This window comes from Thiocystis violascens DSM 198, from assembly GCF_000227745.2.
In the GTDB taxonomy this organism is placed as follows: Bacteria; Pseudomonadota; Gammaproteobacteria; order Chromatiales; family Chromatiaceae; genus Chromatium; species Chromatium violascens.
This window is the reverse complement of sequence record NC_018012.1, coordinates 2,995,785-3,011,053: the sequence shown is the minus strand read 5'-3', so window position 1 is coordinate 3,011,053 and position 15,269 is coordinate 2,995,785. Positions and strand designations below refer to the sequence as shown.

Annotated in this window: 14 protein-coding genes; 11 read left to right on the top strand and 3 right to left on the bottom strand. The window is 63.1% G+C overall.

Features of this window, described 5'->3' with window-relative positions; translation table 11 throughout:
* Positions 1-6: 6 nt before the first annotated feature.
* A complete protein-coding gene (gene tsf, locus THIVI_RS13345) occupies positions 7-894 on the bottom strand; it encodes a translation elongation factor Ts (RefSeq protein ID WP_014779098.1) in 888 nt (295 codons plus the stop codon).
* A gap of 132 nt (positions 895-1,026) precedes the next feature.
* Positions 1,027-1,776: a 30S ribosomal protein S2 gene (gene rpsB / locus THIVI_RS13340; RefSeq protein ID WP_014779097.1), complete on the bottom strand. Its 750-nt coding sequence runs from the start codon at positions 1,774-1,776 to the stop codon at positions 1,027-1,029.
* A gap of 312 nt (positions 1,777-2,088) precedes the next feature.
* On the opposite strand from rpsB, the gene map reads away from it, so the two are divergent.
* The 11 genes from map to fdxB all read left to right on the top strand — a co-directional run bounded on the left by map (position 2,089) and on the right by fdxB (position 13,414).
* Positions 2,089-2,871, top strand: a complete 783-nt coding sequence (map, locus tag THIVI_RS13335) for a type I methionyl aminopeptidase (protein ID WP_014779096.1) — start codon at positions 2,089-2,091, stop codon at positions 2,869-2,871.
* The gene (gene glnD, locus THIVI_RS13330; protein ID WP_014779095.1) at positions 2,868-5,552 is read left to right on the top strand and encodes a [protein-PII] uridylyltransferase; all 2,685 of its coding nucleotides are present in this window, start codon (positions 2,868-2,870) and stop codon (positions 5,550-5,552) included. Before map ends, glnD begins: the two co-directional genes overlap by 4 nt.
* Positions 5,518-6,063 (top strand): hypothetical protein, encoded by a 546-nt coding sequence (locus THIVI_RS13325; RefSeq protein WP_014779094.1) that lies wholly within the window; start codon positions 5,518-5,520, stop codon positions 6,061-6,063. Before glnD ends, THIVI_RS13325 begins: the two co-directional genes overlap by 35 nt.
* Before the next feature lie 180 nt (positions 6,064-6,243).
* Positions 6,244-7,947, top strand: a complete 1,704-nt coding sequence (locus tag THIVI_RS13320) for an FAD-dependent oxidoreductase (RefSeq protein ID WP_014779093.1) — start codon at positions 6,244-6,246, stop codon at positions 7,945-7,947.
* A 284-nt stretch (positions 7,948-8,231) separates the two neighbouring features.
* Positions 8,232-9,695 (top strand): nitrogenase iron-molybdenum cofactor biosynthesis protein NifE, encoded by a 1,464-nt coding sequence (nifE, locus tag THIVI_RS13315; RefSeq protein ID WP_014779092.1) that lies wholly within the window; start codon positions 8,232-8,234, stop codon positions 9,693-9,695.
* Positions 9,688-11,085 (top strand): nitrogenase iron-molybdenum cofactor biosynthesis protein NifN, encoded by a 1,398-nt coding sequence (nifN, locus tag THIVI_RS13310; protein ID WP_014779091.1) that lies wholly within the window; start codon positions 9,688-9,690, stop codon positions 11,083-11,085. Before nifE ends, nifN begins: the two co-directional genes overlap by 8 nt.
* Positions 11,086-11,300: 215 nt before the next feature.
* Positions 11,301-11,786: a NifB/NifX family molybdenum-iron cluster-binding protein gene (locus THIVI_RS13305; protein ID WP_014779090.1), complete on the top strand. Its 486-nt coding sequence runs from the start codon at positions 11,301-11,303 to the stop codon at positions 11,784-11,786.
* A complete protein-coding gene (locus tag THIVI_RS13300; RefSeq protein ID WP_014779089.1) occupies positions 11,774-12,274 on the top strand; it encodes a SoxR reducing system RseC family protein in 501 nt (166 codons plus the stop codon). Before THIVI_RS13305 ends, THIVI_RS13300 begins: the two co-directional genes overlap by 13 nt.
* A 3-nt stretch (positions 12,275-12,277) precedes the next feature.
* On the top strand, positions 12,278-12,751 hold the full coding sequence (locus tag THIVI_RS13295; protein WP_014779088.1) for a NifX-associated nitrogen fixation protein: 474 nt from the start codon (positions 12,278-12,280) through the stop codon (positions 12,749-12,751).
* A 20-nt stretch (positions 12,752-12,771) separates the two neighbouring features.
* Positions 12,772-12,984, top strand: a complete 213-nt coding sequence (locus THIVI_RS13290; protein ID WP_014779087.1) for a CCE_0567 family metalloprotein — start codon at positions 12,772-12,774, stop codon at positions 12,982-12,984.
* A gap of 121 nt (positions 12,985-13,105) precedes the next feature.
* Positions 13,106-13,414, top strand: coding sequence for a ferredoxin III, nif-specific (fdxB, locus tag THIVI_RS13285; RefSeq protein WP_014779086.1), 309 nt, complete (start codon positions 13,106-13,108; stop codon positions 13,412-13,414).
* 111 nt (positions 13,415-13,525) lie between these two features.
* Here fdxB and THIVI_RS13280 read toward each other — a convergent pair whose 3' ends face one another.
* Positions 13,526-15,223, bottom strand: a complete 1,698-nt coding sequence (locus THIVI_RS13280) for a hypothetical protein (protein WP_014779085.1) — start codon at positions 15,221-15,223, stop codon at positions 13,526-13,528.
* Positions 15,224-15,269: the final 46 nt, after the last annotated feature.

The following is a 15,269-nucleotide window of genomic DNA, read 5'->3' as shown; positions in this document are numbered from 1 at the left end:
GACGGCTCAGCTACCGCGAACCTGGGCCATCACCTCTTCGGCGAAGTTCTCGGTCTTTTTCTCGATTCCCTCGCCCACCTCGACCCGCGAGAAGGCCAGCACCCGCGCGCCAGCCTTCTTCAGTAGCTTCTCGACGGATTGTTCCGGATCCTTGACGAACGGCTGTCCGAGTAGAGTGACTTCCTCAAGATACTTGCGCATGCGCCCTTCGATCATCTTGTCGACGATCGCCTCGGGCTTGCCGCTGTCGAGCGACTGCGCCTTGAAGATTTCCTTTTCTTTCGCAAGGGTCTCTGCTGGCACTTGCTCGGCGCTAAGGCAAAGCGGATTGCTCGCCGCGATGTGCATCGCGATGTCGCGACCGAGCGACTCGTCGCCTCCCTCCAGCGCCACCACCACGCCGATCCGCACGCCATGACGGTAGCTGTAGAGCGCGCCCTCGACGCCATCGAACCGGAGCAGACGACGCACCTGAATATTCTCGCCGATCTTGGCGATCAGCGCCTCGCGTGCCGCGTCGACGGTGATCGATGGATCGCCGATCAGCGGCTGCGCGGCCAGTTCGGCGGCATCCTTGACCGGGCTGGCCAGCGCCGTGGCGGCGACGGCCTCGGCGAAGGAGACGAAGCCCGCGTCCTTGCCCACGAAATCGGTCTCGCAGTTGATCTCGACCATGACGCCGTGCTTGCGATCCTCGGCGATCTGGATCACGACCACGCCCTCGGCGGCGGTGCGACCGGATTTTTTCGCGGCCCGTGCCTGACCGGATTTGCGCATCGCTTCGATCGCGGCCTCGATGTCGCCATTCGCTTCGACGAGCGCGGTCTTGCACTCCATCATGCCAACGCCGGTGCGTTCGCGCAGTTCCTTGACCATTGCGGCTGAAATCGCCATGTCTAAACTACCTCCGCCCCGCGACGGGCGTATTTCGAAATTGATCTGAGACGGATCCCGAGTGCGAGAGCATGCCGGGGATCCACCAAGGGCAGCGCGCGGAAGCCGTGCCTCCGCGACGCCGGCGGGGGATTACAGCGCCTCGGCGGCCTGTGCCGATTCCCTGCCAGAAGCAGGGTCAAGGTACGTATCGCCGCGACCGACCATCGCGGCCGCCGTGCCGCGACCGTCGAGGATGGCATCCGCGGCGCCGGCGATATACAGCTGCACGGCCCGGATGGCATCGTCGTTGCCGGGAATCACGTAGTCGACGTTGCTGGGATCGTTATTGGTGTCGACCACGCCGATGACCGGGATACCGAGCTTGTTGGCCTCGGTCACGGCGATCTTCTCGTGACCCACGTCGATGACGAACATCGCATCGGGCAGGCCGTCCATGTTCTTGATGCCGCCCAGGCTCTGCTCAAGCTTGACGCGTTCGCGAGACAGACCCAGGGCTTCCTTCTTGTTGAAGCGCTCGATGGTGCCGCTCTCGAACATGACCTCCAGATCCTTCAGCCGCTTCACGGACTGACGGATGGTCTTGAAGTTGGTCAGCATGCCGCCGAGCCAGCGATGATTGACGAACGGCATGCCGCAACGCGCCGCCTCGTCGCGAATCGCATCGCGCGCGGCGCGCTTGGTGCCGACGAACAGGATCTTGCCGCCATTGGCGGCAAGCGTCCCCATGAAATTGACGGCATCCTGATACAGGGGCAGCGTCTTTTCCAGGTTGACGATATGGATTTTGTTGCGGTGCCCGAAAATAAAGGCACTCATCTTGGGGTTCCAGTAGCGGGTCTGGTGGCCGAAATGGACACCGGCCTCCAGCATCTGGCGCATGGTCACGTTGCTCACAATCTTGCTTCCTCTGAATTGGGTTGGACCTCCACGCATCCCACGCGACAACCCGGAGCGAATTCCCAGGCACCCAGCCGCATGTGTCGACACGTGTGTGGACAATAAAAATAAAGCGAAAAACTCGGGTTTTCCGCTTGGCGCCGCCGCCACGGACCCCATCTTGATTCTATTAAGTCGGGTTGTCGATTGCGGCAGCTCGCCACGTTTTATACCATAGCCCGCTCGATACGGGCAATTGTCCTGGCTTTCCGACGAGAGACCTACAACTTCAGAGTGGACGCCTCCAATAGTACGATGAGTGTGCAGATCAAGACGCCCGATGCCATCGAAAAGATGCGCGTCGCGGGCCGGCTGGCGGCCGATGTACTCGACATGATCGAGCCTCATGTCCAGCCTGGCGTGACCACGGACGCCCTGGATCTGCTCTGCCACCGCTATATCACCGAGGTCCAGGGCGCGATTCCCGCGCCCCTGAACTACCGCGGATTCCCCAAGTCGATCTGTACCTCGGTCAACCATCAGGTCTGTCATGGCATTCCGGGAGGCAAGCGCCTGAAAAAAGGCGACGTGGTCAATATCGACATCACGGTGATCAAGGACGGCTATCACGGCGATACCAGCAAGATGTTTTTCGTAGGCGAACCCTCGGTGCTCGCCCGCCGTCTGGTGACGATCACCCAGCAGGCCATGCGGATCGGAATCTCCGTTGTGCGCCCCGGCGCCACGCTCGGCGACATCGGTCATGCGATTCAGCAGTTCGTCGAAGCCCATGGCTATTCGGTCGTGCGCGAATACTGCGGCCACGGGATTGGCCGCGAATTCCATGAAGAACCCCAGGTTCTGCACTACGGCAAACCCGGCGAGGGGCTCCGGCTGCGTCCCGGAATGTGTTTCACCGTGGAACCCATGGTCAACGCCGGCAAGCGCTTCATCAAGGTTCTGCCGGATGGCTGGACCGTGATCACCAAGGATCGCACCCTCTCGGCGCAATGGGAACATACCGTGCTCGTGACCCCGGATGGACATGAGATCCTGACCCTGCGCGCGGAGGAGCGCGAAGACCCGCCCCGCTCATGAGCCACTCGCCGCAACCGAGCGACAGCGCCCGCCACCCAAACCCGCTCGCCGGCGAACGCGAGGTATGCGCCCCACCGGCCATCAAGCCGATCGCCGTTTATAAAGAACGGCTCAAGGCCGACCGACAAGCGCTCTATGGCAAGTTCGATCAGGGCACGCCGATCGCCGAACTGGTGTTGGAGCGCAGCCAACTGATCGACGCGGTCTTGCGCGAGGCCTGGATCAACTTCTTGGGCGATACCGAGGAGGCGGCCTTGATCGCGGTCGGCGGTTACGGTCGACAGGAGCTGCAACCCGCCTCGGATGTCGACATTATGGTCCTGATCGAACCAGGGGCGGACCTCCACCTGGCCGATCCGCTGGAAGGACTGGTGACCTTCCTTTGGGATATCGGACTGGAGGTCGGGCATAGCGTGCGCACCGTCGACGACTGCGTGCGCGAGGCCGCGGGCGACGTCACCGTGATAACCAATCTGCTGGAAGCGCGCTGGCTCTGCGGCAACACGACGCTTTACCCGCGAATGCGCGAGGCGACCGCGCCGGATCGACTCTGGGGCAGCGAGCGTTTCTTCGCCGCGAAAACCCTGGAGCAGCGCGCCCGCTGGCATAAATACGGCGGCACCGCCTACAACCTGGAACCGAATATCAAGGAAAACCCCGGCGGGCTGCGCGACATCCAGATGATCGGCTGGGTCGCCAAGCGGCATTTCGACGCCGAGACTCTGCACGATCTGGTGGGCCATGGTTTTCTCACCGAAGCCGAGTACTTGGCTCTGATCGATGGCCAGGCGCTGTTGTGGCGGATTCGCTTCGCCTTGCACCAATTGAACGGACGGCGCGAGGATCGGCTCCTGTTCGATTACCAGCGCACGCTGGCCCGGCAGTTCGGCTTTAGCGATGGCGACAACAACCTCGCCGTCGAGCAGTTCATGCAGCAGTATTACCGCGCGGTTCAGGAACTCAACCGACTCAACGAAATGCTGCTTCAGTTGTTTCGCGAGGCCATCCTGCTGCACGACGACATCGGCCCGCCGGTTCCGATCAACAAGCGCTTCCAGTCACGCAGCGGTTATCTGGAAGTCACCTCGCCCAGCGTTTTCCGGCTCTATCCGTTCGCGCTCCTGGAAGTCTTCCATCTGCTCCAGATCCGCCCCGAGCTGCAGGGCGTGCGCGCCAGCACCATCCGCCTGATCCGCGAGAACCGCCATCGCATCGACGATGCCTTTCGCGCCGACCTGCGCACCCGCAGCCTTTTCATGGAAATCTTGCGCGAGCCCTCCGGCGTCACGCACGCCATCCGCCGCATGAATCGTTATGGCGTTCTCGCGGCCTATATTCCCGCATTCGCCAACATCGTCGGGCGCATGCAATACGACCTACTGCATGTCTATACGGTCGACGAGCACACCATGATGCTGCTGCGCAACCTGAGGCGTTTCACCACGCCCAAGTACGACGACGAGTTTCCCCTGTGCAGCGCCGTCGGACGCCGTATCCCCAAGCTCGAACTGCTCTATCTCGCCGGTCTTTTCCACGATATCGCCAAGGGTCGGGGCGGCGATCACTCCACCCTGGGCGCTCGCGACGCCAGGGATTTCTGTCGACTGCACGGTCTGGGCGAATTCGACACCCAACTGGTCGCCTGGATGGTGGAGCAACACCTCGTGATGTCCATGACCGCCCAGCGCAAGGACATCAACGATCCGGAAGTGGTCCAGGCGTTCGCCGAACTCATCGGCGACCCGACCCGGCTCGACTATCTCTATCTGCTCACCGTCGCCGATGCCCGCGCCACCAATCCGGAACGCTGGAATAGCTGGATGGACGCCCTGCTGCGCGAACTCTATCACGGCACCCGCCGCGCGCTGCTGCGCGGGCTGGACAACCCCCAGGCCCAGGACGAACTCATCATGCTAAAGCAGGCCGAGGCGATGCGGCTGGTCGCACGTTACGGCGGCGATCCCAGTGCCTGCAATCGACTCTGGATCAAGTTCAGCCTGGATTTCTTCCTGCACAATTCCCCGGACGAAATCGCCTGGCAGACCCGTCAGATCCTGGCCGCCGATCCCTCGCAACTGCCCCTGGTGGTCATCCGTCCAGTGACCGTGCGCGGCGTGACCGAAATCTTCATCTACACGCGCGACCGCGCCAATCTCTTCGCGCGTACCACCGCGCTGCTGGATCAGATGGGATTGAGCGTCATGGATGCGCGCGTCATGACCACGGACGACCGGATGGCGATCAACAGCTATCAGATTCTGGACCAGGATTGCACGCCCGTGGATGACCCCTTGCGCATGGAGGAAATCCGCTCGACCCTGGCCTCCGACATCGTCGAGCAGACCTGCGCCAGCATCAAGGTGGCGCGTTCCATCCCGCGTCGTCACCGTCATTTCCCGATCGAAACTCGCATCAGCTTTACCGCCGACGAACCCAATCGCCGGACCATCATGCGTCTGAACACGCTCGACCGGCCCGGACTTCTGGCCGAAGTCGGCGCGGTCTTCCAGAGTTGCGGCATCCGCCTGCAGAATGCCAAGATCGCCACTGTCGGCGCCGAGGTGGACGATGTCTTTTTCATCACCAGCGGAGACGATACCCCCATCACCTGCGAAACGGCCCTGGCCTGTCTGCGCCGCGAGATCCATGACCGACTCGAAAGCCATGCATCGAACCGCTAACCGATGGACGCGCTGCTGGCCCGTCCTGGCGTACTGGCTTTGTACGCTGACCGGCATTCTGGCCGGTTCCTCCGTGACGGCAGCCGGAACGCCCTCGCCGCCGCTCGCGCAGACCGCCGCCGATTTACACAATCAACCCAGCTATCCAGACATCGCCTCCCCATGGCTTGACGAAGTCCGTGCCCAGCGACAGGCGTGGGAGGCGCGTCGCCACGAAACGCGCGAGGCCTACGACGCGCGGCGCCATCTTCATAACCCCAGGGGCGCGGCCCAGCAGGACGCCTGGAAAGATGAGATTCGCCGCCAGCGGGCCGAGCGTCTCGACCGCATCGAAAGGGACCGGGACATGTTTCGCGCGCTTGGAGCGAATCGCTTTCCCCTCTCCTGGCCAGGCAATCTTCCTCTCTCTTTCTCGTTTCACGCGCCGGACAGCGCTGGATTCGCGGCCATCAGGGAACCGATGTTCGCTCCGCCCGGCTGGGACAATCTCTGGTATTTCCGCAGTTACTGAGGGTTTTTCGCGCCTTCGAGCGTTGAATGAAATCCGCTCGCGCTCGCGACTGCGTATCGTCAACGTCAGTCTTTGACCGTCGGCCCCATACTGACGCACTTCCTGCCGATGGCAATGTCCACGGGTTCATCCCGGTCGGCAGGCGACTCTTTCGATCACCGTTGGAAAAAGGTTTCCCGTATGACTTCGCAACCCATCAAGATCGTTGTCGTTGGCGGGTCCGCCGCCGGTCCAAAGGCGGCGGCCAAGGCCCGCCGCATGGACGAGCATGCGTCCATCACCATCATCCAGAAGGAGGCCGATCTCTCCATGGCTTCCTGCGGCTATCCCTACTATGTCGGCGGGGTCTTCGATGACCGCAATCAGCTCATCTGCACCTCGGCCGGCATCGTGCGCGACCCCAACTTCTTCGAAAAAGCCAAGGGAATCGACGCCAAGGTGCTGACCGAGGCGGTCGCCATCGACCGCGAATCCAGGACCGTGACCTGCAAGCACCTGCCGACCGGCGCAATCTCCACCCTTGCCTATGACAAACTGGTGATCGCCACCGGCGCGACCCCGCTGTATCCGCCGGTTCCGGGCGCCGACCTGGCGGGGATTCACACCCTGCATTCGCTCGGCGACGCCGACTCGCTGCGCGCGATCCGGGACGCCAATCAGGTACAGCGCGCCGTCATCGTCGGCGGCGGACTGATCGGTTTCGAGGTCTCCGAGGCGCTGCATCTCGCCGGCATCCCGACCACCATCATCGAGAAGACCAGCTCGATCCTGCCCTTCCTGGATCCCGAACTGGCGAAACTGGTCGCCAACCATGTGCGCGGCTTCACGACCGATATCATCACGGGCAATGGCGTGGCGGCCTTCCTCGGAGAGGCTGGAACGCTGACCGGCGTCAAGCTCGATAACGGGACCGAACTCCCCTGCCAACTCGCGGTGGTCGCGGTCGGCGTGCGACCCAACGTCGCGCTCGCCAAGTCCGCCGGACTCGACATCGGCGCGCAGGGCGGCATCGCGGTCAATGAATTCATGCAGACCTCCGACCCGGACATCTACGCGGCGGGCGATTGCGTGGAATGCACCTCGCTGATCACCGGGGACAAAGTGCGCGCGCCTTATGGCGATCTCGCCAATCTGCAAGGGCGGGTGGTCGGACAGAACCTGATCCAGGAGGGAAGCGCGACGTTTCCGGGCATCACCCACACCGGCATCTGCAAGATCTTCGATTACACGGTCGGCTTCACCGGACTCAGCGCCGGGCGCGCGCGCGAACTGGGTCTGACCGACATCGAGACGGCGACGATCTCGGGTCTCGACATCCCGCCCTACATGCAGGGCAAGCTGCTCATCAGCAAGATGGTCGCGGACCGCAAGACCGGTCGGGTGCTGGGTTTTCAATGCCTCGGTCCTGGCGACGCCAGCAAACGGGTCGCCACGGTCGCCATGGCCATCCTGGGCAAGCTGACGGTCGCGGATCTGGTCAACGCGGATCTGCCCTACGCGCCGCCCTATTCGCTGGCGCTCGACCATGTCATCACCGCCGCCCAGGTGCTCGAAAACAAGCTGCTCGGACGCATGCAGGGCATCTCGGTCGCCGAGGTCAAACAGCGGGCCGAGACCGGCGCGGACTGTTTCATCCTCGACACCCGCACCCCATTGGAGTTCGAGGAGGTCCGGCTCGGCATCGGCGAGACCCTGATCCCGCTGGGCGCGCTGCGCGGGCGTTTGGCGGAACTGCCGCAGGACAGGGACAAGGAAATCATCCTCTATTGCCGGGTCTCGCTGCGGGGCTATGAAGCGGCGGCGATCCTGCAAGGGCATGGCTGGCGCAACGTCAAGGTCATGGAAGGCGGCATCATGGCTTGGCCGTATCCGCGCGAGAAATGAGCGACGCGATCGCCGTTCCATGAAGATGATGGGCATCGCGTTGACGCGGGGATAAGCCTGAGTCGATGTCGTCATTGCGCCATCCTCGCAAAACTTGGAACCTCCGAGAAAGGCGGAGCGGTCACATTGTCAGAAATCCTACAGAGAGGTAAAAGTCATTTTCTGAATAAAAACAATGCAAATAGGATTGGCATACACTCTGCTTAAAACTCCCTAAAGCGAACAGCTAAGCCGCGTTTCATCGATAACGCATTTTGCGATTCGACGCGGTTTCGGGAGTTTCCATGAAGCAGAAAGACATCGCCGCCCTGCTCGACGAGCCGGCCTGCGCCCACAATCAGAAGGAAAAATCCGGCTGCTCCAAGGCCAAGCCGGGCGCGACGGCGGGCGGCTGCACCTTCGACGGGGCGCAGATCGCCATGCTGCCGATCGGCGATGTCGCCCATATCGTCCATGGTTCGATTGCCTGCGCCGGCAATTCCTGGGACAACCGGGGCACCCGCTCCAGCGGTCCGACCCTCTACAAGATCGGCATGACCACCGACCTGACCGAGCAGGACATCATCATGGGCCGCGGCGAGAAGCGGCTCTTCCACTCGATCAAGCAGGCCATCGACAGCTACCAGCCGGCGGCGGTCTTCGTCTACAACACCTGCGTCCCCGCCCTGACCGGCGATGACATGGTCGCCGTCTGCAAGGACGCGCAGACGCGCTGGGGCACGCCGGTGGTGCCGATCGACGCGGCCGGTTTCTATGGGGCCAAGAATCTCGGCAGCCGCATCGCCGGCGAGGCGATGGTCAAGTATGTCTGCGGCACTCGCGAGCCGGACCCGCTCCCCGAGGGCATCGAACGCGAAGGCTTCAAGATCCACGACATCTGTCTGATCGGCGAGTACAACATCGCCGGCGAACTCTGGCGCGTCCTGCCGCTGTTCGACGAACTCGGGTTGCGGGTGCTCTGCACGCTCTCGGGCGACGGGCGCTTCCGGGAGGTGCAGACCATGCACCGTTCGGAGGTCAACATGATGGTCTGCTCGCGGGCGCTGGTGAATGTCGCCCGCAAGCTCCAGGACACCTACGGCACGCCCTGGTTCGAGGGCAGTTTCTATGGGGTACGGGATGTCTCGCAGGCGCTGCGCGACGTCGCCCGCATCCTCGGCGATCCCGATCTGAGCGCCCGCGTCGAGGCCGTGATCGCCCGCGAGGAGGCCCGCGCCAATGCCGCGCTCGAACCCTGGCGCCAGCGTTTGCAAGGCCGCAAGGTGCTGCTCTATACCGGCGGCGTCAAATCCTGGTCGGTGATCTCCGCGTTGCAGGATCTGGGCATGACCGTGGTCGCTTCCGGCACCCGCAAATCCACCGAGGACGACAAGGCGCGCATCCGCGAACTCATGGGCGAGGACGCGGTGATGCTCGAAGAAGGCAACCCGCGCACCCTGATCGATATGGTGAACGCGCAGGGTATCGACATCCTGATCGCGGGCGGTCGCAACATGTACACCGCGCTCAAGGCGCGCATCCCCTTCCTGGACATCAATCAGGAACGCGAATTCGGCTATTCCGGCTATGCCGGTATGGAGGAACTGGCAAAACAACTCTGTCTGACCATCGAGAGCCCGGTCTGGGAGGCGGTCCGTCGCCCGGCGCCCTGGGCACGCGCGGTCATCGCGGAACTGGCGGCGGATGCCGCGCCGGTCGTCGCCGTCAACGAAGCCGAGTCCATCGCCGTGGAGTCCAGTCATGCCTGAGATCGTCAAACGCAAGAAAGCACTCTCGGTCAGCCCGCTCAAAGCCAGCTCGACGGTCGGCGCGGCGCTCGCCTTCCTCGGTTTCAACCGTGCCATGCCGATGCTGCACGGCGCTCAGGGTTGCACCGCCTTCGGCAAAATCCTGTTCGTGCGTCATTTCCGCGAACCCATCCCGCTCCAAACGACCGCCATCGATCAGATCAGCGCCGTCATGGGCAGCGAGTCGATGGTCGTCGAGGGCTTGAAGACGCTCTGCGAGAAGCACGCCCCCGACCTGATCGGCGTGCCCACCACCGGGCTGGTCGAAACCCAGGGCGCGGACATTCAGATGGCGGTGCGCGTCTTCCGCCAGACCTATCCGCAGTTCGACGCCATTCCGGTGGTGGCGGTCTCGACCCCGGATTTCACTGGATCGATGGAGTCGGGCTACGCCGAGGCGACCCGCGCCATCATCGAAACCCTGGTCCCGACCGCCGCCGAGTCCGGCACCCAGCCGGGACGGCGCCGCCGTCAGGTCAATGTGCTGGCCGGCTCGCACCTGACGCCCGGCGATCTGGAGCACCTCAAGGATCTGATCGAGCTGTTCGGACTGCGCCCGGTGGTGCTGCCCGATCTCTCCGATTCGCTGGATGGACACCTGCCCGAGAACGACTACAACCCGCTGTCCATCGGCGGCGCGCTGGTCAGCGAACTCGCGACCCTGGGCGATGCCCTGGCGACGCTCGTGATCGGCGATTCGATGCAGGCGCCGGCGGACGCGCTCAAGTCCCGCACCGGCGTGCCCAATCATCGTTTCGCGCACCTGATGGGCCTCGATGCCGTCGACGCGCTGATCCTGACCCTGTCCGAACTCGCCGCCGTGCCGGTCCCGGTCAGGATCGAGCGTCAGCGCGCGCAACTCCAGGACGCCATGCTGGACTGTCATTTCATGCTCGGCATGTCCCGCTTCGCCATCGCCGCCGACCCGGACCTGCTGGTCGGTCTGACCCAGATGCTCGCGGGCGTCGGGGCCGAAACCGTGGTCGCCGTCAGCCCGATCAACGCACCCTCGCTGACCAACGCGGTCTGCGAGCAGGTCAAGATCGGCGATCTGGAGGATCTCGAACTCGGCGCACGCGCGCGAAATGCCGAAATTCTGATCACCAACTCGCATGGCGTCCACACCGGTCAACGTCTCGGTATCCCCCTGCTAAGAGCCGGTTTCCCGCAATACGACCTGCTCGGCGGCTTCCAGCGCACCTGGATCGGCTACCAAGGCACCCGCGCCACCCTGTTCGATCTGGCCAACATCCTCCTGGCGCAGGAAAAGGGCGAAATCCACCCCTATCGTTCCAAGCTCAAGCAATGGCCGGCCAACGAGCGTCCCGGAAACCTAGCGCACGCTGCTTAAATGCACTCCAACCCCGCGCCAAATCGCCCTCCCTCCTGGGAGTGCCTGCTTGCAGCCGGCCCTGGGGTGTCCGACTTGCAGTCGGACGAGTCGGCGGTTGGCTCCGACAAGGCCGGCAACATGTCGGCCTCCCCAAGAGCCGACGACAAGTCGGCGTTCCCAGGGCTTAGAGAGCGAAGCAGAACCCAATACCCGTATCAGGACCGGAGATCCCCATGACCGTGGAACGACGCCTGAGAATCCTGAGTTTTGGCAACGAGGCGAAACGCATGAACACAGCGGTTAAAGTGGCCTTCGCCACCTCCGATCTGAAACAGGTCGACCAGCACTTCGGCGCGGCCGAGTCCTTCGCGATCTACGCGATCGGCCCGGAGCAGGCCAACCTGATCGAGGTCGTCCAGTTCGGCCAGCTCGACATGGATGGCAACGAGGACAAACTCGCCGCCAAGATCGACGCGCTTCATGGCTGTATCGCCATCTACTGTCAGGCGATCGGCGCCTCGGCGGTCAATCAGCTTCGGCCCAAGGGCATTCAGCCGGTCAAGGTGTCGGCCGGCACACCGCTCACGCAGGCGATTTGCGGACTCCAGACCGAGATGCGCGAAGGCCCCAGCGCCTGGCTCGCCCGCGCCATCGAGAGCCGGCATCCCGGCCACGCGCAACGCTTCGACGCCATGGAGGCCGAGGGATGGAGCGAATAACCGAGCCGATGATCGAAGAAATCGCCTCCGTGGTCGCCGTCGACGACGGCGGCGTCTGGGTCGAGACCCGTCGCCGGAGCGCCTGCGGACACTGCGACAGCGCCAGCGTCTGCGGCGTCTCCGCGCTCGCCAAACTGTTCGGCGAAGGCCGCAACCGTCTGCGGATCGCTGACCCGGCGGGACTGCGCCTCGGCGACCGGGTGGTGATCGGCATCCCGGATGGCACCTTGGTGCGCGCCTCGCTGATCGCGTATCTGCTCCCCGTGATCGCGCTCGTGGCCGCCGCCGCAATCGGCACGGCCCTGCACCTCGCCGAAGGCGCGGTCGCCCTGTTCGGCCTGGCCGGACTGGGTTCCGGCCTCTGGCTCGGCGGTCGAATCACCGGCGGTGTCGCCGGGCGCGAACGCTATCGGCCGACTCTGATCCGTCGGGCTGGCGAGCCTGGCGGCATTCGCCTCGCGGACATTCATTCACCCATCGAGACCTGAACCATGACCGAAACACTCACCCCGAGCGTCGAGAACGAAGGACTTCTGACCTCCAGCTTCGTCGTCGAGATGGTGCGCCAGATGCGCGCCATCGACCCTTACGGCACCTACGACTCGCTGTCGACGACCGAGATCCTGGAGCCATTCATCCTCACGAAGGAAAAGAAGCGCGAGATCCCGATCATCGGCGATCCCGACGAACTCGTCATTGCCCGGATCAAGGTCTTCTATAACGCTATCTCGGCCATGATCGAATCCGAATGCGGCCTGATGGCCGTGCCCCTGGTCAATCTGAGCCACGAAGGCTTCGGGCGCGCGCTCATCACCGTCGGCAAACTGGTCGTCATGGACCGCACCCTGCGCGATGTCCACCGTTTCGGCTTTCCCAGCCTGTCCAAAATGAAGGACGAGGGCGACAAGATTCTGTCCGTCGCCCTGGAACTGATCGGCACCTATCCGAAGGTCGCGGGACTGTAAACGATGCGAGGATCGAGAGAATGACCCCTGAAGATATCAAGGCTCTTGAAAAGGCCGTCAGCAAAGCCAAGCGGATCGCCAGCGAAAAGGCCAGCGAGATGCACGACCTGGTGGAAGACCGCCTGCCCGCCGCCTATGAGGAAATCCCTGGCATCGCCCAGTCCACCTACGACGCCTGTCGGGCCTGGGCCGAGGCTGTGGCCAAGCTCAAGGCGGCCGAGGCTGAGGGTTAAGCGATCCCGAAATTTCAGCCGATGCCTGCCGCGCGTCGACCCATGTCGCTCCTGGCTTTCCCGACCGGGAAAACCCTTGCCGACCACTGACCACTCAGTTATACAACCCTGGAGAACCATCATGTCCATCATCACAGGTGTCACGCGCGGCGGAGTCGAATGGACGCCCGCGTTCGTCATCGGCATCAACCAGAACAACTGCATCGGCTGTGGCCGCTGTTACAAAGTCTGTCCGCGCGATGTCTTCGAGCTGATCGATCGCGAGGATCTCGACCTCGACGACATCGAGAGCGACGATGACGATTTTGACGAAGCACCCGGCATGGTGATGAATCTCAAGGACCAGCTCGACTGCATCGGCTGTCAGGCCTGCTCCAAGGTCTGTCCGAAAGACTGTCTCTCGCACGAGCCGCAGGCCATGGCCGCTTGACCCTCGCCATCGCTAAAGCTGTCGCGGGAGCCTGAAGCCGTTCGTGGTGAGGCCTTCGAACCAGGAAGGGCTTCAGGCGGGGCGAATGACGTGGTTTTTTCGGAAATCGCCTTATAGAACCGGTCTCGCCACGCCAGTCGCCTGGTTCTGAATGACCGATTCATGGACATTCGCCGGCGGAACGCTGGTGGCGTCCCGGCCTTGGTCGAATGACTGCTCCTGCACGATTACCCGATACGCCTTGTTGAGTGCCAGGGCGCGTTCCGCCGACGGCAGCAACAGCAGTCCGATGTCCTGGTGCAACGCCTCGACAAGATCCGGTCTCAATTGACCCTGTTCGTCGAAAAAGCGTTCGATGACCTCGGTGTTGGCGCGAAATTCGTCGCCCGCGCCATTGGCTTCCAGATAGCGGCTGTACTCGTGGGTGCCATCGGCCAGACGCGGCTCGGGAATGCCGCGTAGACCCTGCTGACTCCAGTGATACCAACCCTGCCGATAGGCGTCATGAGACAGTCGGCGGGGATAGGAAAAAATGGTGTCCGTGGTCGCCCCGATGCCGCCGTGACAACCAATGCAGAAAAGCGATTCCTCCTGGGATTGGGGCCGCAGATTCCCCGCGCTGTCTTCGATGAATCCCTGATAGACCCAGCCCTGCGAAAACAGACCGCGCTCGAAATCGCCCGGTACCGATTTCAGGATGTCCGCGTCCAGGGCCCGTTCGGCACCCTCCCGATCATTGATGCCTTTCAGTTCGGAATAGGTGTACCAGGACGATTTGCGGGCGTATCTCAGCTCCTTCATGCGTGGCGCCAGACGCACCTCGCCCTGCTCGTCCAGGTCGATATAGCGCACGCTGTGCAGGAACTCCGTGCCCTCGGGGAAGAGTCCGGCGGCGAGATGAATCTGACCCGCTTTCTGCAGTTCGCCCGCCCGCCCGACATAGGACATGAAGCGCTGCTCCAGGGGCGCCCAATCGAACTTCACCGTTCGCGCCTCGGCAAGTTGACCATCCTTGTCCAGATCGACACCCAGGCTGGATTCGTCGACCGGGTCGATCATTATGTCCTGACGCCGGACCAGCGCTTCGACGATGGCCAGGTTGGTCCGGTAGACCAGCGGATCGAATTGGCCCTCGCGGTTTTCCCGAAAGGGGGCGGACAGGCGGATGAGCACGTCGTCGGTCGAGCCGTTGGTGGGCCAGAAGGTGCCCGGAAAGGGGTAATAGGAGAAGGCCCGCCAGCCGGTATAGACGCCCGCGGGATCGCGGTCGAAACCCTGGTCGTCGAACTGGAACAAGGCGTCGGGAATGTAGCCGTCCCAGCGGCCATCGCCCTGATGATCCCAGTTCGCGGGCAATTCGCCGGCCAGCGTCTCGGCCAGCGGAATACGTCCGGTCGCGTCGCGATAATTATCGGTGCGGACGTAGTCGAGAATCTCGGCATCGCCGATCGCGGCCACCTCGGCGCGGCGGTCGACGAACAGATTGCGCCAGGGGTTTTGCAGTGCGGCTTCGGGCAGACTGTAGTTCTGCTGAAGGTCGCTGTCGTCCAGGTAGGTCGGGATCCGGCCGCGGGTGTGACAGGTGAAACAGGGGTTGAAGACCTTGCCTGTCGCATCCTCGGTCTTGGTATAGCACTGAGAGCTGATGTAGGCCGTGAGATTTTCGATGCGGGTGTCGGTCAGATCGGGGTGAGGCGCATCCGACTCCGCCCGTGCGCTGGAAAACCCGCAGCCGGAAACGAGCAGGACGCACAACAGGAAGAGATGCCCGCCTGTTCCTGTCATGGTCAATGGACATGGCCGTTTCATCGGAGTGACTCCTTAAAAATGAAAATGGGCGCGCGGGATGCGATCG

Bases quoted from the DNA above. Each gene is read 5' to 3' on its own strand.
- tsf (WP_014779098.1), bottom strand. From the start codon at position 894: ATGGCGATTTCAGCCGCAATGGTCAAGGAACTGCGCGAACGCACCGGC.
- rpsB (WP_014779097.1), bottom strand. From the start codon at position 1,776: ATGCGCCAGATGCTGGAGGCCGGTGTCCATTTCGGCCACCAGACCCGC.
- map (WP_014779096.1), top strand. From the start codon at position 2,089: ATGAGTGTGCAGATCAAGACGCCCGATGCCATCGAAAAGATGCGCGTC.
- glnD (WP_014779095.1), top strand. From the start codon at position 2,868: ATGAGCCACTCGCCGCAACCGAGCGACAGCGCCCGCCACCCAAACCCG.
- THIVI_RS13325 (WP_014779094.1), top strand. From the start codon at position 5,518: ATGACCGACTCGAAAGCCATGCATCGAACCGCTAACCGATGGACGCGC.
- THIVI_RS13320 (WP_014779093.1), top strand. From the start codon at position 6,244: ATGACTTCGCAACCCATCAAGATCGTTGTCGTTGGCGGGTCCGCCGCC.
- nifE (WP_014779092.1), top strand. From the start codon at position 8,232: ATGAAGCAGAAAGACATCGCCGCCCTGCTCGACGAGCCGGCCTGCGCC.
- nifN (WP_014779091.1), top strand. From the start codon at position 9,688: ATGCCTGAGATCGTCAAACGCAAGAAAGCACTCTCGGTCAGCCCGCTC.
- THIVI_RS13305 (WP_014779090.1), top strand. From the start codon at position 11,301: ATGACCGTGGAACGACGCCTGAGAATCCTGAGTTTTGGCAACGAGGCG.
- THIVI_RS13300 (WP_014779089.1), top strand. From the start codon at position 11,774: ATGGAGCGAATAACCGAGCCGATGATCGAAGAAATCGCCTCCGTGGTC.
- THIVI_RS13295 (WP_014779088.1), top strand. From the start codon at position 12,278: ATGACCGAAACACTCACCCCGAGCGTCGAGAACGAAGGACTTCTGACC.
- THIVI_RS13290 (WP_014779087.1), top strand. From the start codon at position 12,772: ATGACCCCTGAAGATATCAAGGCTCTTGAAAAGGCCGTCAGCAAAGCC.
- fdxB (WP_014779086.1), top strand. From the start codon at position 13,106: ATGTCCATCATCACAGGTGTCACGCGCGGCGGAGTCGAATGGACGCCC.
- THIVI_RS13280 (WP_014779085.1), bottom strand. From the start codon at position 15,223: ATGAAACGGCCATGTCCATTGACCATGACAGGAACAGGCGGGCATCTC.